General features: G+C 59.2%; 22 protein-coding genes. 9 read left to right on the top strand and 13 right to left on the bottom strand.

All coding sequences use genetic code 11. The features are described from left to right. Positions 1–8: 8 nt before the first annotated feature. The 6 genes from ACGHP5_RS02515 to ACGHP5_RS02490 all read right to left on the bottom strand — a co-directional run bounded on the left by ACGHP5_RS02515 (position 9) and on the right by ACGHP5_RS02490 (position 9,458). The gene (locus ACGHP5_RS02515; RefSeq protein ID WP_390567949.1) at positions 9–1,778 is read right to left on the bottom strand and encodes a DUF4493 domain-containing protein; all 1,770 of its coding nucleotides are present in this window, start codon (positions 1,776–1,778) and stop codon (positions 9–11) included. A 21-nt stretch (positions 1,779–1,799) separates the two neighbouring features. Then, positions 1,800–2,603 carry a DUF4493 domain-containing protein gene (locus ACGHP5_RS02510; protein WP_337657553.1) on the bottom strand — a complete coding sequence of 268 codons (804 nt, stop codon included), beginning with the start codon at positions 2,601–2,603 and terminating at the stop codon, positions 1,800–1,802. A gap of 5 nt (positions 2,604–2,608) precedes the next feature. Beyond that, positions 2,609–4,345 (bottom strand): fimbrillin family protein, encoded by a 1,737-nt coding sequence (locus ACGHP5_RS02505; protein ID WP_302583696.1) that lies wholly within the window; start codon positions 4,343–4,345, stop codon positions 2,609–2,611. A gap of 215 nt (positions 4,346–4,560) precedes the next feature. Next, positions 4,561–6,930 carry a PCMD domain-containing protein gene (locus ACGHP5_RS02500; protein WP_337773189.1) on the bottom strand — a complete coding sequence of 790 codons (2,370 nt, stop codon included), beginning with the start codon at positions 6,928–6,930 and terminating at the stop codon, positions 4,561–4,563. A gap of 12 nt (positions 6,931–6,942) precedes the next feature. Next, complete coding sequence (locus tag ACGHP5_RS02495) at positions 6,943–7,143, bottom strand: hypothetical protein (protein WP_390567948.1); 201 nt, start codon at positions 7,141–7,143, stop codon at positions 6,943–6,945. A gap of 188 nt (positions 7,144–7,331) precedes the next feature. Next, on the bottom strand, positions 7,332–9,458 hold the full coding sequence (locus ACGHP5_RS02490) for a S9 family peptidase (protein WP_390567947.1): 2,127 nt from the start codon (positions 9,456–9,458) through the stop codon (positions 7,332–7,334). A 48-nt stretch (positions 9,459–9,506) separates the two neighbouring features. Here ACGHP5_RS02490 and ACGHP5_RS02485 point away from each other — a divergent pair, with 48 nt between their 5' ends. Continuing rightward, positions 9,507–10,124, top strand: a complete 618-nt coding sequence (locus ACGHP5_RS02485) for an NUDIX hydrolase (protein ID WP_390567946.1) — start codon at positions 9,507–9,509, stop codon at positions 10,122–10,124. Positions 10,125–10,165: 41 nt separating this feature from the next. Here ACGHP5_RS02485 and ACGHP5_RS02480 read toward each other — a convergent pair whose 3' ends face one another. Together ACGHP5_RS02480 and ACGHP5_RS02475 are read right to left on the bottom strand one after the other, a co-directional pair. After that, on the bottom strand, positions 10,166–11,533 hold the full coding sequence (locus ACGHP5_RS02480; RefSeq protein ID WP_390567945.1) for an FAD-dependent oxidoreductase: 1,368 nt from the start codon (positions 11,531–11,533) through the stop codon (positions 10,166–10,168). A gap of 153 nt (positions 11,534–11,686) precedes the next feature. Next, positions 11,687–12,391: a LytTR family DNA-binding domain-containing protein gene (locus ACGHP5_RS02475; RefSeq protein ID WP_337756884.1), complete on the bottom strand. Its 705-nt coding sequence runs from the start codon at positions 12,389–12,391 to the stop codon at positions 11,687–11,689. 204 nt (positions 12,392–12,595) lie between these two features. On the opposite strand from ACGHP5_RS02475, the gene ACGHP5_RS02470 reads away from it, so the two are divergent. Further along, positions 12,596–12,907, top strand: coding sequence for a hypothetical protein (locus ACGHP5_RS02470; protein WP_337756885.1), 312 nt, complete (start codon positions 12,596–12,598; stop codon positions 12,905–12,907). A gap of 93 nt (positions 12,908–13,000) precedes the next feature. Here ACGHP5_RS02470 and ACGHP5_RS02465 read toward each other — a convergent pair whose 3' ends face one another. From ACGHP5_RS02465 to ACGHP5_RS02445, 5 genes are all read right to left on the bottom strand, one after another. Next, a complete protein-coding gene (locus tag ACGHP5_RS02465; RefSeq protein WP_390567944.1) occupies positions 13,001–14,596 on the bottom strand; it encodes a DNA mismatch repair protein MutS in 1,596 nt (531 codons plus the stop codon). A 95-nt stretch (positions 14,597–14,691) separates the two neighbouring features. Continuing rightward, positions 14,692–15,102, bottom strand: a complete 411-nt coding sequence (locus ACGHP5_RS02460; RefSeq protein WP_290532093.1) for a polyketide cyclase — start codon at positions 15,100–15,102, stop codon at positions 14,692–14,694. A 14-nt stretch (positions 15,103–15,116) separates the two neighbouring features. Next, complete coding sequence (locus tag ACGHP5_RS02455; protein ID WP_390567943.1) at positions 15,117–16,013, bottom strand: transglutaminase-like domain-containing protein; 897 nt, start codon at positions 16,011–16,013, stop codon at positions 15,117–15,119. 211 nt (positions 16,014–16,224) lie between these two features. After that, on the bottom strand, positions 16,225–16,641 hold the full coding sequence (gene tsaE / locus ACGHP5_RS02450; protein WP_290532091.1) for a tRNA (adenosine(37)-N6)-threonylcarbamoyltransferase complex ATPase subunit type 1 TsaE: 417 nt from the start codon (positions 16,639–16,641) through the stop codon (positions 16,225–16,227). Beyond that, positions 16,642–18,192: a response regulator gene (locus tag ACGHP5_RS02445; protein WP_290532090.1), complete on the bottom strand. Its 1,551-nt coding sequence runs from the start codon at positions 18,190–18,192 to the stop codon at positions 16,642–16,644. A gap of 158 nt (positions 18,193–18,350) precedes the next feature. On the opposite strand from ACGHP5_RS02445, the gene ACGHP5_RS02440 reads away from it, so the two are divergent. From ACGHP5_RS02440 to ACGHP5_RS02410, 7 genes are all read left to right on the top strand, one after another. Further along, positions 18,351–18,674, top strand: coding sequence for a helix-turn-helix transcriptional regulator (locus ACGHP5_RS02440; protein ID WP_290532089.1), 324 nt, complete (start codon positions 18,351–18,353; stop codon positions 18,672–18,674). A gap of 59 nt (positions 18,675–18,733) precedes the next feature. Continuing rightward, a complete protein-coding gene (locus ACGHP5_RS02435; protein WP_290532088.1) occupies positions 18,734–18,967 on the top strand; it encodes a thioredoxin family protein in 234 nt (77 codons plus the stop codon). 6 nt (positions 18,968–18,973) lie between these two features. Beyond that, positions 18,974–19,399, top strand: a complete 426-nt coding sequence (locus ACGHP5_RS02430; protein WP_290532087.1) for a nitrophenyl compound nitroreductase subunit ArsF family protein — start codon at positions 18,974–18,976, stop codon at positions 19,397–19,399. Between the two features lie 2 nt (positions 19,400–19,401). Then, positions 19,402–20,109 (top strand): aromatic aminobenezylarsenical efflux permease ArsG family transporter, encoded by a 708-nt coding sequence (locus tag ACGHP5_RS02425; RefSeq protein WP_337756890.1) that lies wholly within the window; start codon positions 19,402–19,404, stop codon positions 20,107–20,109. Between the two features lie 4 nt (positions 20,110–20,113). After that, on the top strand, positions 20,114–21,082 hold the full coding sequence (locus tag ACGHP5_RS02420; RefSeq protein WP_290532085.1) for a permease: 969 nt from the start codon (positions 20,114–20,116) through the stop codon (positions 21,080–21,082). A gap of 243 nt (positions 21,083–21,325) precedes the next feature. Next, the gene (locus ACGHP5_RS02415; protein ID WP_015547910.1) at positions 21,326–21,598 is read left to right on the top strand and encodes an HU family DNA-binding protein; all 273 of its coding nucleotides are present in this window, start codon (positions 21,326–21,328) and stop codon (positions 21,596–21,598) included. A 388-nt stretch (positions 21,599–21,986) separates the two neighbouring features. Next, a complete protein-coding gene (locus ACGHP5_RS02410) occupies positions 21,987–23,543 on the top strand; it encodes an Rne/Rng family ribonuclease (protein ID WP_290532084.1) in 1,557 nt (518 codons plus the stop codon). Positions 23,544–23,545: the final 2 nt, after the last annotated feature.

The raw sequence follows: 23,545 nt of genomic DNA, 5'->3' as shown, positions 1-23,545 counted from the left end.
CGTCAGCCTTAATTCACCGGTACGTAATATTTCAAGGTCTTGGTCGTGCTGAGGCCGTTGTTCTCCGTCACCGTGAGTATGAAATTGTTGTTGCCGGGGAAGCCTGCCAGCAATCCGGTAAACATCTTGTCGATCTTGAGCCGGATGGACGGTTTGTCCTTGACGGCATCATCGATGGGGAATCCGAGGGCCGAAATCGCTTTCCGGACATCTTCGGCCGGATGCATGGTTCCGTCCGTATCCTCGAAGCCCTCGATATTGCAGAGATCGAACCGGGCCGGGATGCCCATCTTGCCGAGCTCCTTGGCGTCGAGGTTGTCGCAGTCGATGGTCACGTCGAGCGATTTGATGCCTGTTTGCGCCGTGATGTCGATCTCCGTGTCGCGGTCTGCGGACGGCGTTTGCGTTTCGTCGATATTGAAATCTACGCCGACAATCGAAGGGCCTTCGTTGTCCGGATCGACCACGAGCGTCAGCGATGCCCGGGCCGAAAGCCCTTTGGCGTCGGTTATCTCGAAGGCGAATGCGTGCGTGCCCTCGTATGCGGGATAGAGCAGTTTCATGGCTCCGGCGATGTCGAAACTCTTCGAAGTCGCTCCCTTGAGGTCGTCGCCCAGCGGGAAGCCGAGGCCTGCGAGAACCGTGTAGGCGGGATCCGACGCCCCGATCGTGCAGAGGTCGAATTCCGGACCGCCGATTCCGGCCACCATGCCGGCCAGCTCCGCGTTGTCCGACGTGATTTTCACCGCGAACGATTCGATGCCGTTGGGCGAGGCGAGGTCAAAGGCGAACGGCTGGGTGTAGTTGCCCTGGGCGTCGAACATCGAGGCCAGAAGCTGGAAGGGTTTCGTGAGGTCGTAATCGGGACATTCGAGGGTCGGGGCGACGGGAAGTCCGGGTTCGCCCGGGTTGTCGGGATCGTTGACCGGGATTTCGTCGTCCTCCACGAAGTCGTCGACGTCGATGTCCAGTTTGATGTCGCCCTTGTCCGAGTAGGTGATCACGATGGATAGTTTGCGCCATTGTCCGGCCTTGACGCCCGGGATGCTCTTGTTGATCCGGACGGGTGCGTCGGGCGCATCGGCGAAAGCGCCTTCGAGGTGTAATTTGAGCGTGTTGGTCTCGCCCTGCGGCATGAAGTAGGCCGCGCGGGTTTCGTTCTTCAGGAAGGTCATTGTCGTTTCGCCCAGCGAGACCGTCGACTTGGTGTCGTCGGTGAGCTGGTCGGCGAGGTCTTTCGAGCACATCAGCGTCACCTTGATGTTGTTCAGCGTGCAGACGACCTCGTCGATGGATGTGGTTCGGTTCTTCTCGATGATGAACTCCTGCGAACCGAAATAGACGGGGCGTTCCCATTCGGCTGCCGGCGTCGTGGCGGCCTCTTCCGAACGGACCTCCATCGTGTAGCTGCCCACCGGAAGCTCCAGCCTGCCCGCCTCGCCGATCGAGACCATCAGGTTGCCGTAGGTTTCCTTGAGCACCTGCTTGCCGGATGCGTCGCGAATTTCGACGATGTATGCGTCGACGTCGGGCTGCGCCTCTTCCGCACGGGTCGTGGGCTTGGCCGTTTCGTCGGACGTGTCGTCGGGCTGGGTTTCGGTATCGGTGTCGACCACGACGCGCATGCTCATGTCCGCCAGCGTCAGGTAGCCTTTGGCATTGGGATCGGGAAGCGTTCCCGGCTCGTTGTTCTTATAAGCGGGATCTTCGTTCACACAGCCGGTCGCGAGCAGCGCCGTCGCTGCCATAGCCGTCAGAATCTTGGTAAAGGTTTTCATATCTCGGTGTTTTTATTTGCGTTATTCGATGGCCTCGTCGTTGAGTTCTACGTCGAGGTCCACGGTCTCGGTGTATCCTTCGCCGAGGGTGACGGTCAGCGTTGCGCTGCCGGCCTTCCTGGCGTCGAGGGTGAAGATGTGGCGCGTGGCTGGGCGTGCCGCTTCGAGCGGCTCGGGGGTGAAGGTGTAGAGCGGACCCTCCGACGTGCCGTCCTGGCTCTGGCCCCGGGCCGTGCCCTTCACGGTGAGCGGCTTACCGGCCTGCACCCAGACGGATTCCGCTTCGGTCGCGTCGCAGGGACGGAACGTGAAGACATTGCCCGCTCCGGTCGTCACGGAGAACTCCGCGTTGTTGTAATATTTTTTGAACGACTCGGTGGCGCGTACCAGGGCCTGCGAATTGCCGATCTTCGCCGTGATCTGCGCGGTGCAGGTGCGGCGCGCTGCGACCTCGACTTCGGTCGAGCCTGCGTAGTAGGGTTTGTCCACGCCTTCGGCTTCGGGATCGCCGTAGGTGACCGTGATCGTGTAGCGGCCTTCGGGGAAGGAGTAGGAGGTGTCCTCGGCATTATACGCCGCGACCGTCTCCCACGTGCGGTCGAAATCTTCGCCCGTGATCCGCAGGGCGAAATCCTCTCCGGCGGGTTTTGCCGCAGCGCGGGTCGCGCTCTGGGCCGGAACCGTCGATGCGGCGTCGATCGTGGCGTCGGCCTCGCAGACGATGCGGATGGTTCCGCAGCCCTCTCCGGCCGGGGCCTCTTTCTTCTCGGAGCATCCTCCGGCTGCGACAGCCGCCGATGCAAGGATATAAAGCAGTTTTCTCATGGCGGTTATTCGTTGACGATGGATACTTTGATATTGTCGAGGTAGACGTTGTCATAAGCAAACACGAATCCTCCGTTTGATCCATTCGTTTTCCAGGCGATACGGCTGTTTCTGCCGAATGAGGAGATCATCGTTTCGTGTGAAGTCGGAATGTTGTCTGCCGACGCCGATTTATTGTCTGTCAGCGTGATGTTGGTACTGTTGCTTATCGAGGAGTTGAGATTCGTTTCGGTCGAAAGGCCTACGGTGATTTTCATCTCCTTGCTTTTGTTTTTCTTCCAGTCGCAGTTGAAAGTTACTTTGACACGGGGCGTCTTGCCCTCTTTGATGGAGGTAATGGGAGCCGTGTCGATACGGGAGTGGTAGGGACCGCCGAGGTTGCTATACATTCGTAGAACTGCGCATTTACCAGCATCTATTTCAAGCCGTTGTCCTCCGACCCATCCGGAAAGGCCCTTGTCGGACAGGTCGTTGCCCGCCGCCGAACCGGATGTGGAACTGCCGCCCGTGAACGAGGAGGCCTTGCTGAAATCCTCCGCCAGCAGGTAGGGAACGCTGAACGTGATGTCGCTGCTGCCGGATTCGGTGATCTGCGGCATTGTCAGCGTGTTCGAAACGACGGCGCTTTCCGATTCGTAGCGCACCGTGACGGTCTTTCCCGAGAGGTTGTCGGTCCACGAGGGTTTGAGCACCATCGTGTATTTGCCCTCGGCGTCCGGCGTGAACTGGCGGACGTTCGTGCCGTTGTCGAACAGCGAGCCTTCGGGAGCCGTGAGGGTGATCTTTTCGACCGTCTCGCCCAGCGTCGCCGTGCCCTTGTCCGCAGGCAGCGAGAAGTTCAGACGCGTGTAATAGCGGCCGATGGCGGGGATGTGGTAGGCGATCGGGGTGGTGTGGCCTTCGGAAAAGTGCTTGCCGGCGATGTCGCGCGGCTCGGATTCCCCGGCTTCGCAGATCGCGGTGATGGTCACCGCCTGGTCGGCGGTGAGTTCGATCGGCGCGATGACGGCGAAAACCGCGTCGCCCGCATCTTTCGGGGTATCGAAACGCAGCGTCAGCGTGTTGTCGCCGCCGGTGAGCGTCGGCGCGGCATCGGGGTCGGCGGCATCGACCGTCATGCGCCCCGTGACGGGCTGCGGGAATGCCAGCGTGATCTCCGAGACCTTTTCGCCCAGATCGTTCTTCGGAATGCGTATCTTCAGCACGTGAACCTTGTGGCGGAACTGGAACTGCACCGTCTCACCGGTGTCGTTCTTCTCCAGGGCCGGAGCCTCGACCGGCTCGGCCACCATCACGTCCCAGTCGCCGTTGAAGTCGCCGTTCTGCACGGCAGGAATCTCGTAGGTGGCCTGCGTGCCGTCGCTTTCTGGCGGAACGGGCGACACGGCATAATACGTATAGGTGTCTTCGGGCATTGGTGTGATGTCGCCCGTGAATCTGGCCGTGTTGTATTCGGCGTTGTAGTGGTAGAGTTTGAAAACCTGTTTGCTGAACGCGGTTTCGGATCGGGAGTTGACGGCCCAGAGTGCGATCTGGTCGTCGGAAGCCCATTTGACCGATACGCCGTCTTCGCCGAGCTGGGTGCGGGACCTGTCTTCGGCTTCGATGTCGATCTTCGGGCCGGAGCCTACCGATACGCTGATTGTTTCGGTCGCGGGCCGGGTGTCCGCATCCGAAGAATCGGAGCATGCCCCGAAGACCAGAGGCAGCGCGAGCAAAATAATCCGGAAATTTATTCGCATAGAATAGATTCTTTTATCTGTAATGTGTACAAAAATAGGCACGTGTTCCCGTTCGCGGAAATAAATTCAACGAACGCCGAGATTTTCATCACGAACAGCTCCCTTTTTGCCCTCCCGGATACTCCTTTCCGGGGGTGCGGAGGGTAAAAAACCTCCCTGCCGGAAACAGGGAGGTTTTGCATTCGCCGGAGCGCAGCTCCGGTCCGTCCGCGGGATCAGTAGACCCACGCGAAATCCCTGGCGTAAAAATCGTTCTCCGTGCCGTTCAGGTAGTCGCCGTAACGGCTCGTTGCGCAGGAGATAATGATGGTGTAGCTGCCGTTCGGCGCGGCGGCGTCCTTGTCGTAGTAACGGAGCGGAATGGTCAGCGGCGTGTCGGCATTGGCGTCGGCATCGGGATAGGCGACGCCGTAGGCGATCAGCCCGGCGCGTTCCGTTTCGTTCAGTCCGTACAGCGATTCGGGATTCCAGACTCCGGTCGGGGCCGCTTTGTTGCCGGAGGCCACTTCATGCCGGGCTTCCCAGTCGATGATGCATACGACAACGCTCGCCTGGTCCTGTCCCGAAGTGATCGACGTATGGTAGCTGTCCTCCCATTTTTTGTAAAATCCCTTCCCCGTAACGTCGAATGCCGCTTTATAGGTCAGTGTCAGGGCTGTCGGACGGGCGCTGTAGGTATATTTCTGCCCGAATCCTACCGTGCCGGTCTGTTTCAGCAATTCGAATTTGAATGTGCCGGTGAACAGGTTGCCCGGGGCCAGAATCCCGATCAGTGCATTTTTCCGGCCCTGCAAATAGGCATACGGATCGGAGAAGGTGCAGAGCGAGGATGCGAAGGTATTGTTGCCGCTGCCCCAGAAAGTGGCGTTCGAACTGTTCGTGGTGAAGCAGGTGGAGCCGGATGTGAATTTGTCGATCTCGTCGCCTCCGTTGTTTTCGGGAGCGAATTTCCCGGTTTCCAGGAGGCTGCCGTCGACCAGAAGTTCGTATTCATAGTTCTTTTGCGCGAAGATGCCGGCGTCGGAATCGGGAATGTATATCGTGAGTCCGCTCGGGTTCGTCTCCTGGCTCCAGACATTGTCCGCCGTGATGTCGGCTTTCCACGTCCCGTTGGCGGCGTCGACGGCCGAGGCCGTCAGCTCGTGCCATGCGGAAGCGCCTTCCGCCCGGTATTTCACGACGACCGACCGGGCTTGCGGGTCGACGGCGTAGATCGACAGCGTTCCCGTGTTGGCCCACAGGTCGCTTGCCGAGCACTCCACCCGGTTGCACCTGAAGGTCAGAGGCCGGGTTTCCGTGTTGCCCGCCAGGTCGACGACCGTGACGTTGAACGTGTGGTCGCCGTAAACCAGGCTGCCCAGACCGTCTTTCAGCAGCGGAATCATCGGAACGAGCCGCGTAATGTCGAACAGCGTGGATTTCTGATACTGGATCTGGGTCGTGCAGTTCAGGCCCAGGTCGGAGTAGTTGATCCCGATGGGCAGCTGTGTCTCGTTGAAGAGGTCGAGCCGTCCGATTTCCAGGGCATTCAGCGCCGGGGAGACGACGTCGACGTACAGTTGTGCGATGCCTGCCGGGGCGTTGATCGTGATTGCCGCGGGATAATCCAGCACCATGTCGCCGTCTTCATCGATGATCTCGTGCGGAATGTCCATGTCCTGTCCGGGCCAGTCGAGAGACGGCTTTTCGATCGGTGCGAACGCCGGTGCGCCGGTTTTTTTCAGGCGGTAAAGCTCGCCGGCCTCGAATGCGGGAAGGCCCGCCAGATCGATGCTTCCGATCTGGCCGTTTTCCGTGATGATGTCCAGTTTCAGACTTTCGTACTGGCCTTCCGGCAGGTTGAAGTAGGCGTGCAGGCCGGCCGTCGTCGGAGCCGTGCCTTCGGCGAAAGTCATGGCGATCACGTTCGAGGCCGCCGGAATGCCGTTCTGGACGCTCGTGTCGATGCCGCCCGTGCCGTCGGTCGCGCCGATGAACCCGGACGAGGAGACGGGGTGGTTTTCGTCCGCCGTCAGCAACAGGGCCTTTACCGGATCGCTGCCGCCCGAGATTTCGAATTTCAGGATCGAAGTCAGCCGTTTGAGCGTGAAGACCAGTTCGTCGGATGCCGGGTCGGCGGTCCGGGCCGCCGTGGTGATCAGCGGATCGTAGCGGTGGTTGAAGTTGTTGCCGTCCTGCGTACGCAGGTTCCCGAACGGAATCGTGAAGACGCTGCCGGCATAGGAGTTCTCGACGTGGGGCGAGAAGGCGTGGAAATCCTGCGTCCCCGGGGTGATTTCGGTCGCGAATTTTTTGGTCGCGCTGCTGTAAGTCGCCTTGGCGGCAGTGCTCCCGTAGAGCAGGGTCATCTCGTTTCCGTCGTCCCAGCGGGACACGAACGATCCGTCGCCGATGTGGATGCTGGTGCGCGTTTCGGCTGCGGGCGTCGGGCCGATGCCGGTCCCGGGATTTTCGGCGGTGAATTCGATGCGGATTTTGTCGCCCGTTGCCGGGCCGTTGGGATTCTGTTCCTCGATGCCGCCGGAACAGGCGGCTACCGTTGTCATGACAGCGATAACCGGCAGTGTGCGGAAGATGTCTTTCATGGCTCCTCCGCTTTAGTAGTTGTCGTAGGGATCGTCGTAGGACGTAAGCTCGGTCACGCCTCCGCCGCCGTTTTCGGGATCGTCGCTTGCGGCGAATCCCTTCTCTACATGTACGTCGATTCGTTCAATCAGGGGTACGACGTAGCTAATCCCCCCCCCTCCTTGTGATTGGTGCTTGCTTTTTTCATGGTCAAAATTTGTTGATTGAGTCAAAAGCAAATATAAGTAAGGCAGGGACCGGATGAAAATAAATTCAACGAAACGGCAGATTTATTCAACGGACAGGCTGATTCCGAAAACAGCTCCGGGACTGAAATGGTGTAAAATGACGTATTTGAGAGTGTGACAGCGAACGAGGGCCGTCCGGAATTCCGGACGGCCCTCGTTTTCAGCCGGATCGGCTATTTTACGTATTTGTCGAGCCAGCCGAAGAATTCGCGGTTCCAGACCAGCGAGTTCTGGGGCTTGAAGACCTGGTGCGCTTCGTTTTCGAACTCCACGAGCCGCGCCGGAATGCCCAGCACGCGGGCTGCCGTGAAGGCTTCGAGCGACTGGGTGTAGGGGATGCGGAAATCCTTCTCGCCGGTGAAGATCAGGATCGGCGTGTCCCATTTCGAGACGAACTTGTGCGGCGAGTTGGCGTAGGAACGCTGTGCCGTGGCGTTCGCCGTATCCCAGTAGGAGCCTCCGTAGTCGTTGTTGACGAAGAACAACTCCTCGGTCTGGCCGTACATCGAGTCGAAATCGAAGATGCCGCAGTGGGAGATGAAGGCTTTGAAACGCTTCTCGTGGCATCCGGCGAGGAAGTAGACCGAATAGCCGCCGTACGACGCCCCGACGCAGCCCATGCGGTCCCGGTCGGCCCACGGCTCGCGGGCCACGTCGTCGATGGCCGAGAGGTAGTCGCGGATGTTCTGGCCCGAGTAGTCGCCCGAAATCTGGTCGAGCCACTCCTGTCCGAACGAGGGCAGGCCGCGGCGGTTCGGCGCGACGACGATATATCCCTGTGCGGCCATCAGTTGAAAATTCCAGCGGTAGCTCCAGAACTGCGATACGACGCTCTGCGGGCCGCCCTGGCAGTAGAGCAGCACGGGATATTTCTGCGACGGGTCGAAATCGGGCGGCAGGATGACCCATGTCAGCATCTGCTTGCCGTCGGTGGTCTTGACCCAGCGTTTCTGCACCTCGCCCATCCGGATATGGTCGTAGACAGATTTGTTGATGGCCGAGATTTGCGCCAAAGAGCCGTCCTCCGGATTTATCCCGAAGAACTCCGTGGCCATCGAGATCGTGCACATCTCGGCGGCGATCCGCTCCCCGGCCATCGTGAAGGCGTTGATGTCGTGGTCGCCCTTCGTGAGGACCTCCACCTCGCCGACCGACGGTGCGACGCGGCAGATCTGGTGCGTCGCCTCGATCGGGGCGATGAAATAGATCAGGTCGTCGCCGCTCCAGACGACGTTCTGGGCGTTGTAGTCGAAGTCGGCGGTGAGGTCCTGCATTTCGGCGGTATGGCAGTCGTAGACGAACAGGCGGGCCTTGTCCGACTCGTTGCCTGCGCGGCGCTGCGAGAGGAAGGCGATCTTCGAATCGTCGGGCGACCAGACGGGATATTTGTCGTAGCCCGGCAGGTCGTTCTGTTTCGCTTCGATGCCGGCGGGTTTGCAGATGTTTTGCGTCGCGCCGCTTTTGAGGTCGTAGACGAAGATGTCCGAATCGGTCGACACGGCGTAGGCGGTTCCCGTCAGCGGTTTGCAGGTGTAGGCCAGCATCGTCCCGGCGTTGTTCCAGGCGATCTCGGCCATGTCGAAATAGGGGGCCAGCGGCGCGTCCCACTGCGCGTCGGGCATGATGTCCCTGCCGCCCGTCACGAGTCCCTTGCCCAACTCGCCGACGAAGATGTGGCGGTATTCGCCTTCGTCCCAGTAGTCCCAGTGGCGCGCCATCAGGTCGTCGTAGATGCGGGCTTTCGATTTGTCCATGTCCTTGTAGATGTCCGACGAACGGCGGTCGGCCGTCTGCACGGTCTGCACCCACCAGATGTGTTTTCCGTCGGGGCTTACGCCGAAGCCCTCCACGTCGGGAATGCCCTCGCTGTCGCCGCTGCCCGTGATCTGCGTCGCGTCGCCGCCCGAGGCGTTCATCCGCCACACCTGCATCGAACCGCCGCGGTCCGAGAGGAAATAGATGTGCTGCCCGTCGGCGCTCCACTTCGGCGAGAGGCTGTTCGACGTGAAGTCCGTCAGGCATGTCACGGCCTTCGAGTCCATGTCTTCGACCCGGATCGTCGTCACGCCGCGGTTCTCGGCCATGTTGTAGTCGGTCTGCTGGTAGAGGAGCGTCCGGCCGTCGGGCGAAAGCGACGATGCGCCCGCGCGGCTCATCTTCCACATCACCTCGGGGGTGAGGCGCCCGGCGGCGATCTCTTCGGCCGTCAGCGCATTGTCGATCTTCAGAGGCTCGGGACGCTTGTCGCATCCGCCGAGGCCCATAGCTGCAATAGCCGTCATCAGGAGAATTTTTTTCATTTTTTGAGGTTTCTTACGTATATTTGTTCGCGAATTTCCGATGAAAACATGAACCGTACCGTTTATTTCGCCGATAAGGCCGTGGCGTTCACGGCAGAAACCCCCGGAGGGGCGTGGTACGCCGTTGCGGCGACAGCCGGCGGCGGCATATCACGCGACAAGATACTGAATTTTCTCGAATCGCACAATACCGTGGCCGTCGTTTCGGACGATCCCGATGGGGTTTTCGCGGCCTTTGCGGCGGAGTTCACGCCGGTCGAGGCGGCGGGCGGCGTGGTGGTGAACGACTGCGGCGAGTGGCTGATGATCCACCGCAACGGCCGCTGGGACCTGCCCAAAGGCCACCTCGAAAGCGGGGAGCGCATCGAGGAGTGCGCCGCGCGGGAGGTCGAGGAGGAGACGGGCGTGGCGGCGGAGGTCGTGCGTCCGCTGTGCGAGACGCTGCACGCCTACTATTTTCCGAAAACCGCACGTTGGGAACTGAAACGAACCCATTGGTACGAACTGCATACGCCCGGATGCTCCGGCCTGACGCCCCAGACCGAGGAGGGGATCGACGCCGTGGCGTGGTGCACGCCCGGGGAGGCCGCGGCGCGCGCCGGCGATTGTTATCCCACGGTGCGGACGGTGCTCGACCGGCTCCGAATTTCCGCAGACGTGAAATGAAAAAGGACCTGCCTGCGGGCGGGTCCTTTCGTTTTATCGTTTTATCGGGCGAACAGGTCGTTGAGCGACTCGCTCATGCTCGGATGCGTATAGATGGAATTGCTCAGCTCCCGCGCCGTCACGCCGTGTTTCATGGCCTGTGCCACGGTGTTGATGACCTCGCTCGACTCCGGCCCGAAAAGCGTGCAGCCCAGGATCAGGTCGGTTTCGGCGTCGATCACCGCTTTGAGAACCCCTTCCGCGGAACCCAGGATGCGCGCCCGGGGGAACGAGGCGACGGCGATTTTCCGGACCCGGATGTCGTATCCCGCCTTGCGGGCCTCCTCCTCGTGCAGGCCGACGTGCGAGAGCGGCGGCTCGATGAAGACCGAGTAGGGGACCGGGCCGCGGTTGGCCGTGGTGCGCGCGGCGCTGCCCAGCAGTTCGTCCCGGACGATGCGGTAGTCGTCGAGCGAAACGTAGGTGAATTGCAGTCCGCCCGTCACGTCGCCGATGGCGTAGATGTTCGGGGCCGTGGTGTGCAGGCGTTCGTCCACCCGGATCGCTCCGTGCTCGTTGGTCTCGACCCCTGCCGCTGCGAGGTTCAGTCCCGCGGTGGCCGGTTTGCGGCCCGTGGCCAGCAGTATGGCGTCGGCTTCGAGGCGCGAGGCGGTCCCGTCCTGCGAGAGGGCGATGCTCACCCCGTCCGCCGTGTCGCGGAAGGACTCTACCTTGACGTTCAGCCGGAAGGCGATTCCACGCTTTTCCAGAACCTCGCGGACTGCCTGCGCGATGTCGCGGTCCTCGCGCGGGATCAGTTCCGGGAATCCTTCGAGCACGGTGACCTCCGAACCGAACGAGGCGTACATCGACGCGAACTCCAGCCCGATATATCCGCCGCCCACGACCGCCAGCCGCCGGGGCAGTTCGTCCAGCTCCATGATCGAGGTGCTGGTGTGTATCCGTTTGCTTTCGGCGATGCCCGGGATGGGCGGGAGCGCCGTTTCGGCCCCGGTGTTGATGACGACGTGCTTTCCGCCGAGCTGCACGACGCCCTCCGCGGTCTTCACCTCCACGCTCTCCGGCGAGAGGAACCGCCCTTCGCCCGTGTAGACGTCGATCCGGGGGTCGTCGGCCAGTTTGTGATAGTTCTTGTCGCGGAGCAGATCGACCAGCGCGCGTTTTTCGGCGACGGCCTTCCGGTAGTAGGCCCTGCGCTGTTCGAAGGTCAGCGGATGGGACGCGGCCGCAAGCCCGGCGCTGTGGATCAGCGCCTTGGTCGGTATACAGCCGATGTTGATGCAGGTTCCCCCGTACATTTTGTCCGAACGTTCGATCATGGCGACGCTCCGATCGTGGCCGGCCAGTTCGGCGGCGAGGGTCTTGCCCCCTTTGCCGAAGCCGATGATGACGGCATCATACTTTTTCATAGTTTTCCTTTATTTGCCGCTCCGGGGTGTCCTCCCGTCTTCCGGAGTGATGTTTTATGTTGCAAAGATCGCGCTTTTGCGGCCGCCGGACAATGGCCGGAACGCCGCATGTGTTGGCAATAATTCCCGTGCGGCAAATTCCGTGCTGCAGGGCTATGCGTCGGCGGCGGTTTTGAGCCGCTGGCGCGCGGCCTCCCGGTATTTGCGCGAAATTTCGATCGTCATGCCGCCGATCTCCACGTGCCCGGAGCAGCAGCGGTCGAGGCGTGCCGTGTTGACGATGAACGAGCGGTGGATGCGCAGGAAACGGCTGTCCAACTGTGTCTCCCATTGCGAAATGCGGGTTTTGGTCCGGTAGGCGCCGCCCTCGGCGGTGTGAATCCATACCTCGCTGTCGTTCGATTCGACGTAGCGGATTTCGGCCGGGTCGAGCGTGATTTTGCGGCGGTCGGAGACGAAGCTGATCGAAGGGGCGTAGGGGCAGCGGCGTTCGAGGTGGTTTTCGAGGGCCATCTCCGGGGCGATGAAGGCCGTCAGGAGCAGCAGGATGAAGGGCGGGTTGAGCAGCAGCCCCGGCATTCCGCCTTCGCCGGTTCCGAGCGCTACCGCATGGCCCAGCATCAGCGAGAGGTATTCGATGCCGAGGATCGCCAGCGCGAGGTAGACGGCATTGAGGATTCCCTCCCTGCGCCTTTCGAACGACAGCTGCGGCACGAAGTAGCGGGCCGTGAGCATACCCGGCAGGAACAGTACGCCGAGCAGCAGGGCGTCGGCGAAGAGATACCCCAAACCCACGAGGACAAAGGCGATGACGAGTGCGGCCGAGAGCCACCAGACGACGGGCAGAAACTGTTTCATCCGAAGAATCCGTTTTTACAAATATAGGTAAAATATGCCTCCGGTGTCTCCTCCGGTCCCGCAAAAACCGCTTCCGGGGCCGATCGGCGGGTTTCGACCGGACAAGAGCGGGATTCGACGGCCTGTTTTTTTGTGGTTTCGGCCTGCGGCAGCCTATCTTTGCAATACGGGAATGGTCCCGCGATGACTTAAAACTTTTGCGTTATGTTCGATTTGTTTCTTGCAGGCGGCAAGCTGGGAATGTCCATCCTGACCGCCGAACTGATTTGCATGCTGTTCGCGGCATGGAAGGCGCCCGCATGGGTGAAGGAGATCGGTCTGCTGGCGCTGGTGACCGGGATCTTCTATCAGTTTCTCGGCATGTTCCAGGCTTTCGGTGTCATTCAGATGGCCGGAGACATCTCCCCGTCGCTGTTGGCCGGCGGATTCAGGGTGTCGTTTATCTCGGTGATGTACGGCATGCTGATCTACGCCGCTTCGCTGGTGATCCGCATGTTGCAGAAGCCGCGGATCTGACCCGGTTCCGAACCGGGGTTCAGGAACGGCGGACGGTCGCCGGATTTCCGGCCATGTTCCGTTCCTCTCCCGTTCCGGAATGCCCTCCCCCGTTTATAAGACGGGAGTGTCGCGTCCGCCGAGCAGTCGCTCCTGCGTGTCGAGGGCTTCGGCGATCAGTTCGGGCGGGTAGTCGTACAGTTCCAGGATGCGGATGGCGTTGCGTGTGGTGAGGGGACCGGTGTGCAGTCGGTAGTCGAAAACCAGCTGCCCGTCGGCCACCTCTTCACGGAAGTGGTGCAGTTCGTAGTCGTCGCCGCGCAGCAGTTCCGCCAGTTCGATGTCGTGCGTGGCGGCCAGCACGATGTGCGGCCCGCGGTTGAGGCGTGCGAGCACGGCCTTTCCGGCCGCGATGCGTTCGGTGGTGTTCGTGCCCTTGAACAGTTCGTCGAGTACGAACAGACAGGGCGACGGCTGTTCCGCGGCTTCGAGCAGTCGTTTCACGGTGAGCACCTCCTGCAGGTAGTAACTCGTGCCTTCCGACACGTCGTCCGCAATGCGGATCGAGGAGTGGAGCCGCATGTAAGGAGCCGTGAATCCCTCGGCGAAGCAGGTGCAGATCGTTTCGCCCAACAGAGCGTTGAGCATCACGGTGCGTACGAAGGTGGTTTTGCCCGACATGTTCGATCCGGTGAGCAGCAGTCCCGTGCCGTCGAGCGTCAGCGTGTTTGCCACGCAGCCGGGAATGAGCGGGTGTACGACCTGCACGGCTTCGAGGTATTTGCCCTCGATGAATGTCGGGCGGCAGGTCGGCGTGCCGCGGCGCAGGCGCATGACCGAAATGGCCGCGTCGGTCTCGCCGATGAACCGGAATACGTCGTGGATGGCTTCGCGGTGGGCCGTGATGCTGCCGGTGAAGCGGTGGAAAAGGATGGTTTCGATGTTGAAGGCGATCTTCACCAGTTCGAACACCAGCCAGGCGATGGCGGCGAAATCGTTGCCGCCGTCGCCCTGCGCGCCGACGATGCGGCTGCGGTGTTCGACCTGGGCGACCCGGCGGATCGGCTGTGCGGCATCGTCCGAGCCGGGAATCTGTTCCGAGGCGAGGTAGCGGGCCGTTTTCAGCGCTGCGGCGAGCTGCCGCACGGCGAAAGCGTAGCGCGTGATGTTGAGTTTGTTGCCGTAGTGGATCACCAGGTTGACCGCGTAGATCGCCATGAAAAGCAGGAGCAGCAACGGGTAGAAGGGCGCGAGGAGCAGCGAGACGATGGCGGCGGTGGTCAGCGCATAGACCAGTCCGATGCGGCGGACTTTGACCGGGGTGTCGAAGATCAGCCGTTGGAAGTCGTAGGCGTCGTCGCTCGAAAGGCGTGCAAGATGCCCGGCACACCGTTGCGTCAGTTCGTCGTCGTTTTCGAAAACACCGACCCGGCGGTCGAAATCCGCGGCGTCCTCCTCGCCCCGGAGGGTTCGCAGCCGGGCGTAGAGATATTGTTGGCCGACGCGCGAAGTCGTGCGGTCGATCTGCTCGAACACGGCGTTCAGGTCGAGGTCCGCCGTCGTCTCGGCATCGATGGTCTGGAGGGCTTCCTCTTCGGCCGAGCGATTGTAGAAATAGCTGCTGATCGGGTCGAAATCATAGGCCGCAGGCTCCTCTCCGGGTCCTCCGGAGGGTTTGAACAGCGAAGCGATGTAGTCGGTCGGTCTCATGTCTGCGGTTGTTTTCTACAATGTATTTTACAGAGTGGAAGCAGCGGCCGGGGTCGGAAGCCTGTCGTCCTGGGGTTGCCCCTGAAACAGGCGTCTTACGCCTGCGCCTGCATTGCCCGGGCGATGCCTTCGGCGATCTGGTCGATGGCGCCCTGGAGCTTGCCGCCGATCATCATTTTCATCATCATGTTCAGCTCGATGTGCAGCACCAGCCGCATGCGGGTGTCGGTGTCCGAAACCTTGTGGAGCTGAATCCAGAAGGCGAAATCCATCGGAATTCCCCCGTCGTCGCCCACGATCTTGACGTGACGCGGCTCGACGCGCTCCTCCATGCGGAGACGGACGGTGAAGCCCTTGGCCTTGAACGAACAGGTGTCCTCGGTGGCCTGCCACTCCTCGACGCGGTCGGCGACGGCGGGCGTGAGGTTGTCGAAGCGGCTGATGACGGCGTAAATCTGCTCGGCGGGACGTAGAATCCGGTGTTGTTTCGAAATGTATTCCTGCATGTTGACGTTATGTTTTAGAATGTAGTGTCGGTGTCGGGTGCGGCCCAGAAGCGGGCGTCGTCGGAGGTTCGGACGGCTTCGTTCAGTTTGAACCCGTCGAATCCTGCGGGCAGCAGGGCGATGACCCGGCCCTCGTATTCGACCTCCTTGTCGTATCCGGTTTGCTCCCAGCACATGAACCAGTAGAGGTTCTTGGCCCAGTAGGAGAGGTAGTTTTCGGGGTCGCGCGTGCCGAGAAGCCGGTGAACGGTCATCGGTTCTCCGGCGACGGTGCGCTGCCGCATCTCTTCGAGCGAAAGCGGTTCTCCCTCGGGCGAGGCGACCCAGGACTGCATGTCGGAGTCGATCATGGCCCATTTCCGGTGCTCGGGCAGCCAGACGACGTTGACCACGTGGCAGTCCGAGTCGAGCGAATCGGCCGGAAGACACGTCACGAAGCGGTTCGTGATTCCCTCGGCGAGCAGCAGTTCATGGAGCAGGATCGCGTGCAGCCGGCAGTTGAAGGCCGGTTCTACCGTGCGGGTGTACTCCCACAAGGCGGTGGCATTGCGTACTTCGGGGTGGACCTTCTGGTTGGCGTGGGGAATGTTTTCGGCGACGAATGTTGCCAGTGCGCGCGCCTTGTCCCAGGTCGCAGCTGCCGGATCGACGAGTGTGTCGAGACGGAAATAGTCGCGTATTTCCCGTGCCCGGGCGGTATCCTGTATATAGGTGAAACGGTAGTCGGCGTCCGGCTCGGCGGCGTAAGGACCGGCGCTGCGCAGCAGTTCCGTGCGTTGCTCCTTTTGCAGGCCGGTCAGATAATCGATGGCCTCTTCGCGGAAGACGAAACGGATCAGCAGGAAGAGGACCAGCAGCAGTCCGATGAGCGAAAGCAGGACGATGCCAGCGATTTTCAGGGCTTTTTTCATGGTGGAAAGGGTATGGTTGGCGCAAAGATAGGGATTTTTCCGGTACGGGCAACATCCGGCCTCTTCGACTGCGTAAAACGAAACGGGACGGACCGCAACGATCCGTCCCGCAATCGGGTCTTCATTCGCCGAGGACGGCTTTCCTGAATCTGGCGAGGTCGGTGTCGTCGGCGATCTTGCGGGCGAATACCCCCCCCCATGCCGGGGCCGGTCAGTCGATCTCGAAGGTGCGCGCCGTGTCGCTGTCGACGGTGATGCGCACCGTCATCACGTTGTCGGGAAGCAGCTGCTCGATCTTCTCGGGCCACTCCACCAGGCACAGGTCCCCCGAGTAGAAATACTCCTCGTAACCGAAGTCGAAGGCTTCGCGCAGGTCGTTGATGCGGTAGAAATCGAAATGGTGGATGCGTCGGTTGCCCTCGCCCTTGTATTGGTTGACGATGGCGAACGTGGGGCTGGTCACGGTGTCGGCGGCCCCGAGTTCTGCGGCGATTTCACGGATGAGCGTGGTTTTTCCCGCGCCCATCTCGCCGCGGAAGGCGACCACCGTGCGGCGGCCCAGCGAGCCGATGATCGCCCCGGCGACCTGCGGAAGCTCGTCCTGCGAGGTGATGTGAATGGTTTTCATCTATTGTTTTGGCTTTAGAACGATATACGGTACGATCATCTCCTCCATCGAAATGCCGCCGTGCTGGAACGTGTTGCGGTAGTAGCGGATGTGGCGGTTCGCGTCGTTGTTGTAGACGAGGAAATCGGTGTTGTAGGCGAAGATGTAGCTCGACGTTAGGTTGCTCGACGGCAGCTGCACGTCCTCGGGTTTCAGGATCTCGTAGACTTCGCGGGAGTTGTACGCGAGGTTGCGGCCCGTCTTGTAGCGCAGGTTGGCCGAGGTCTCGCGGTCGCCGGTCACCTTCACCGGGTTGTCCACGCGGATCGTGCCGTGGTCCGAGGTGATGACGACGGTGTGTCCCCGTTCGGAGAGGAGCTTGAGGATGGTGTAGAGGTCCGAATGCTCGAACCACGAGCGCGTCAGCGAGCGGAACGCCGCGTCGTCCTCCGTGAGTTCGCGGATGATGTCGGTCTCGGTACGTGCGTGCGAGAGGATGTCGAGGAAGTTGTAGACGATGACCGAGAAGTCGGCGTCGTAGACCTTCTGGATGTTGTCCACCAGCTTGCGGCCCTGCTCCGGGCGCACCAGTTTGTCGAACGAAAACTTCCACGACTTGCCGTTCTGGCTCATCAGCCGCTTCAAAAACTCCTCCTCGTACTGGTTTTTGCCGCCCTCCTCGTTGTCGTTGAGCCACTTGTTGGGCATCAGCTTGTCGATGGCCAGCGGCATCAGCCCCGCGAAGACGGCGTTGCGGGCGTACTGCGTGGCCGTGGGGAGGATGGCGCAGTAGAAGTCGTCCTGCGCCACGTCGTACCAGCCCCGCAGCAGCGACGAAATCGACCGCCACTGGTCGTAGCGGAAATTGTCGATCAGCAGCAGCGTGGTTTTGGGATTCTCGTCGGCGACGGGGAAGATATTGGTGCGCATGAGCGTATGCGACATCACGGGGGTGTCGTCCGAACGCTTGTTGATCCAGTTGTAGTAGTTGCGGCGCACGAATTTGCAGAACTCCTGGTTGGCCTCGCTCTTCTGGTAGGTCAGCACCTCCTTGATGCTCTGGTCGGTGGATTCGGCCAGTTCGACCTCCCACGCGGTGAGCTTGCGGTAGAGCGCGCACCAGTCCTGGAACGTGTCGGCCATCTGGAGCGAGGACGAGATGCGGCCGAACTCCGAACGGTAGTCGGCGGTGGTCTGCTCGGTCACCAGCTGCTGCTGGTGCACGTTCTTCTTGATCGAGAGCAGCACCTGGTTGGGGTTGACGGGTTTGATGAGGTAGTCGGCGATCTTCGACCCCACGGCCTTGTCCATGATGTTCTCCTCCTCGCTCTTGGTGACCATGATCACGGGCGTCGTGGGGCGCACCTCCTTGATCTTGGGAAGGGTTTCGAGTCCCGTCATGCCGGGCATCATTTCGTCGAGGATGATCAGGTCGTAGGCTCCTTCGGAAGCCATGTCGATCGCGTCGTATCCGTTGTTGCAGGTGTCCACCTCGTAGCCTTTCTGCCGCAGGAACAGCACGTGGGGTTTCAGCAGTTCGACTTCGTCGTCGACCCAGAGTATTTTGACCATACCGTTATCGGATTTAGAATTTGCAAAATTAATGTTTTTATCTTCAAACGCAAAAACCCCGCGGTTTATTGGGTCGGCTCCGGTTTTGTGTGAATATTGCGGTAATTTTTTGCCGGAACGGAATATTGTTTGTATATTTGCGAACAATAATGACGGATATGACGAAAAAGACCTATACGGACCAGGAGGAACAAATCGCCCGCTTTGCCAAGGCGATGGGGCATCCGGCACGGATGGCTATTCTGCAATTCCTTGTCAGGCAGGACAGTTGCTTTTTCGGGGATATCCACGAAGTACTGCCGATTGCCAAGGCAACCGTATCGCAGCATCTCAAGGAGTTGAAAGAGGCCGGATTGATACAGGGTGAAATTGAAACACCGAAAGTCCGTTATTGTATCAACCGTGCGAATTGGACGGTGGCGCGCAATCTTTTTGTCGGTTTCTTCTGTGACTGTAAGGACAAAGATTCCTGCTGCGGATGAACGTTTTTTTTATCGGCATTGTTCGTTGTTCGGCGAATTACATCTAATGAAAAACAGATATGGAGATTAAGGTATTGGGAACGGGGTGCGCCGGATGCAAGGTACTCCACGAAACGGTAAAGCAGGCGGTCGCCGAGTTGGAATTGACTGCAACGGTCGTAAAGGAAGAGGATATTATGAAGATTATGTCCTACAATGTGATGACCCTGCCGGCATTGGTCGTGGATGAGCAGGTCGTAGCCAAAGGGCGAAAATTATCGCTTGCAGAGGTCAAGGAACTGCTGACAAAATAATTCGCCATGAAAAGATTATTGTTGCTTGTGGCTGCCGCAGTATTTGCCGCCTGCGGAAATCATCCGCGAAAAACCGTTGCCGACAGACAGCAGGATGATTGTGTCGAAGTGCTTTGTTTCTACGGGGCAAAACGCTGCGCAACTTGTATCGCGATTGAAACCGGCGTGAAAGAGGTCGCCGAAACCGATTTCGCCGGGCAGGTAGGGGCCGGAGAGGTGTATTTTCGTATTATCGACATTGCAAAGCCGGAAAATGAAACGTTGGCCGACAGGTATGAAGTAACGTGGTCGGCGCTGTTGCTGAATAAATGGCGGGACGGGAAAGAAACCGTAACCGATTTGACGCAGTTCGCCTTTGCCAATGCTCGCACGAATCCGGAGCAATTTAAAGCGGAACTCTGTGCCGAAATTCGAAAACAGTTGGGCGAATAGGTATGGAATATTTGCAGCACTTGCTGGACGGCTCGACCGTTCCGATACTGACAGCTTTTCTGCTCGGCCTGCTGACCGCCGTAAGCCCCTGCCCGCTGGCGACGAACATCGCCGCGGTGGGTTATATCTCGAAGGATTTGGAAAACCGCCGCCGCATTTTCTTCAGCGGTTTGCTTTACACGCTCGGACGTGTCGCGGCCTACACGTTGCTGGGTGCGGTGCTGATTGCTGTGTTGCGTGCGGGGGCGAGTGTTTTCGCCATTCAGAAGGCAATCGGCAAATGGGGCGAACTGCTGATCGCTCCGGCACTGATTCTGATCGGATTGTTTATGCTCTTCGGACATCGGCTCAATCTGCCGAATTTCGGATTCTCGGGGCGCGGCGAGCGGATGGGGCGGGGTGGCGGATGGGGTGCGCTGTGGCTCGGCATTCTTTTTTCTCTGGCGTTCTGCCCGACGAGCGGCGTTTTCTATTTCGGAATGCTTATTCCGATGTCGGCCGCAGAAACGGGCGGTTATCTCCTGCCTGCCGTATTCGCTGTCGCTACGGGGCTTCCTGTGGTAATCGTCGCATGGCTGCTGGCGTACAGCGTTGCCGGGTTGGGCGCATTCTACAACCGGATGCAGGCGATTCAAAAGTGGCTCACACGGATTGTAGGCTTGCTTTTTATAGCCGTGGGCATTTATTATGGAGTAATTTATTTCTGTTAAAACGATGATTCAACGATTTGCCGACCGGCTTGTCTACGGCGTATTCGGGATGAGTGCCGAAACACATTTCGGAAGTGCTGTCAATTTCTTTTTCTACGACAGTGTCAAAATTCTGATCCTGCTGTTCTTGATCAGTATGGTAATGGGAATCGTCAATGCCTATTTTCCGATTGACAATCTGCGCCATTACCTTGCGACCCGCAAACTGTACGGGTTTCAATACCTTTTTGCATCGCTGTTCGGGGCTATCACGCCGTTTTGCTCCTGCTCGTCGATCCCGTTGTTCATCGGTTTTGTCAAGGGCGGGATTCCTTTGGGTGTGACATTTGCGTTTCTGATTACCTCGCCGCTTGTGAATGAGGTTGCTGTGGCGATGTTCCTTGGTTCGTTCGGCATGCGGGCGACGGCGATTTATGTCGTGAGCGGCATTCTGCTCGGCATGATCGGCGGCTTCGTACTCGGCCGCTTCAAGTTGGAGCGCTATCTTTCGCCGTGGGTGCGGCAGTTGCAGGCGCAGTCCGATACGAAATCGGAAGTTTGGACCGAAGAGCGCACGCCGTTCGTTCGACGGCTTCCCGTCATTGTGCGCGATGCGTGGGGTATTGTGCGGGGTGTGCTGGTATATGTGTTGATCGGTATCGGTGCAGGTGCGGCGATGCACGGGTATGTGCCCGAAGGATTTTTCGAGCAATATATGTCGAAAGACAATTGGTTTGCCGTGCCACTGGCTGTCGTTTGCGCCGTACCGATGTATGCCAACGCCGCCGGAATCGTTCCAGTGGTGCAGGTCTTCGTGACCAAAGGCATTCCGCTGGGGACGGCTATCGCCTTTATGATGGGCGTTGTCGGGTTGTCGTTGCCGGAAGCCACGATGTTGAAAAAGGTGATGACATGGCGGCTGATCGGGATATTCTTCGGAGTGATGACTTTATTCTTTATTCTGTCGGGATATGTGTTTAATATGTGTTTGTAATACAGTTGTTTAATGGTTTTTTGGCGTTTGCGTCGAGCCTTCGGAATAAATAACTGATATAGAATATTTTAATTTTGGCCCGGGTTTTGCCCGATATTTGTTATCGTGTTGTGAACGTGCAGACTACACTGCCGCGGGAAAAAAGTGAAAAAAAATTGCCGATTATTGGCGGATATGTAAATAAAGCGTATATTTGCAGTCCGAATCATTTTGGATGAACTTAATTTTAAATACTATATAAACATGACAAAGGCAGATATCGTAAGCGAAATCGCTAAAAGCACCGGCGTTGAGAAGGTGCAGGTGCAGGCTATCGTCGAGGCTTTCATGGAGAGCATCAAGACGTCGCTCACCCAGAAGAATAACGTGTATCTCCGTGGTTTCGGCAGCTTCATCGTGAAGAAGCGTGCCAAGAAAGTTGCCCGCAACATCTCGAAGAACACGACGATCACCATTCCCGAACACAACATCCCCGCTTTCAAGCCCGCAAAGAGCTTCGCAGCGAAGGTGAAATAACGGATAAATAAAGAACCTCTTAAAATTTAAGGACTATGCCAAACGGAAAGAAGCATAAGCGTCACAAGATGGCTACCCACAAGCGGAAAAAACGTCTTCGTAAGAACCGTCACAAGAAAAAGTAGGGTAGCACCTTTGTGCTAACGATAGATAAAGCTAAAGGGGCCAAAGGGTTCTTTTAGCTTTACCTATTTTCGGGTTTCCGATTTTTCGGGCGGTTTTTCCGCCTCTTTCGCGGGTTTTCCGGATGCCGGACCCCGCGTTCCGCCGGATGTTTCCGGCATCCATTTTTCCCTTTGGAGTTCGCCGCCACTTCACAGCAAAACGCGGCTTCAGTACTAATTTCAGCCATACCGCGCCCGGTTTCCCGGAGCGCGGCACACGATAGATGAACAGAGAATTAATCGTAAACGTAAACCCGACCGAGATCTCGATCGCCATGTGCGAGGACAAGGTGCTCGTCGAGTTGAACAAGGAGCAGTGCCAGACGGGCTTTGCCGTGGGGGACATCTACCTCGGGAAGGTGCGCAAGATCATGCCGGGACTGAACGCGGCATTCGTCAACATCGGGCACGAAAAGGACGCCTTTATCCACTACCTCGACCTGGGGCCGCAGTTCCCCTCGCTGCAGAAGCTCGTCGCCTCGCAGCAGCCCGGAAAGCGGGGATTACGCGTCGAGAGCATGAAACTCGAACCGCCCGTCGAGAAGACCGGGAAGATCGGCGAATACCTCCAGGTGGGACAGCAGATCATGGTCCAGGTGGCCAAGGAGGCCATTTCGACCAAAGGTCCGCGCCTGACGGCCGACATTTCGCTGGCCGGCCGCAACGTGGTGCTGGTCCCCTTCACCTCGAAGGTTTTCCTTTCGCAGAAAATCCGCTCGGCGGATGAGAAGAAGCGCCTCAAGCGCATCGCCGCGGCGGTGCTGCCGAAGAATTTCGGCGTCATCATCCGCACGGCGGCCATGGAGGCCAAGGACGAGGACATCGAGCACGACATCCAGACCCAGATCGACCGCTGGCGCAAGACCTGCGCGGCGATCAAGAAGAACGCGGCGTCGGTCCCGGCGCAGCTGATGAGCGAGATGAACCGTGCCAACACGATCATCCGCGACTCGCTGAACGGCTCCTTCTCGCAGATCGCCGTCGACGACGAGGCGATGTTCAAGGACATCCGCGACTATATCCGCCAGATCGACCCCGAGAAGGAGAAGATCGTCAAACTCTACAGGGGCAACGTGCCCATTTTCGACAACTTCGACATTTCGAAGCAGATCAAGTCGCTGTTCGCCAAGTACGTGTCGCTCAAACGCGGCGCTTACCTGATCATCGAACATACCGAGGCCATGAACGTCATCGACGTCAACTCGGGCAACCGCACCAAGGCCGAGGACAATCAGGAGCAGACCGCCATGGACGTGAACCTCGCCGCGGCGAAGGAGATCGCCCGCCAGCTGCGGTTGAGGGACCTCGGAGGCATCGTCATCATCGACTTTATCGACCTGCACAAGGCGCAGAACAAACAGGCGCTGTTCGACGAGATGGTGAAACTGATGGCCACCGACAAGGCCAAGCACACGGTGCTGCCGCTCACGAAATTCGGGCTGATGCAGATCACACGCCAGCGGGTGCGCCCCGTGGCCGTCGAGAGCGTTTCGGACGTCTGCCCGACGTGCAACGGCTCGGGTAAGATCGAACCTACGGTGCTGCTGGACAAGAAGATCGAGAACCAGATTTCGTTCCTCACGCAGGACCGCGGACACAAGTTCATCAAGCTGGTCGTCAGTCCTTACGTGGCGGCGTTCCTCCGAAAGGGCCTCTGGTCGCTGCGCCGCCGCTGGGAGTGGAAGTACAAGGTGCGCCTTCAGATCGCCGAGGACCAGAGTGTCGGGATCGTCGAAATCCACTACCATGACAAGAAGGATAACGACCTTATAACCAAATAAGG

This window comes from Alistipes sp. i18-0019-D1 (assembly GCF_042852885.1).
Taxonomy (GTDB): domain Bacteria; phylum Bacteroidota; class Bacteroidia; order Bacteroidales; family Rikenellaceae; genus Alistipes.
The sequence above is the reverse complement of the archived record's forward strand: the minus strand, read 5'-3'. Positions and strand labels throughout refer to the sequence as shown.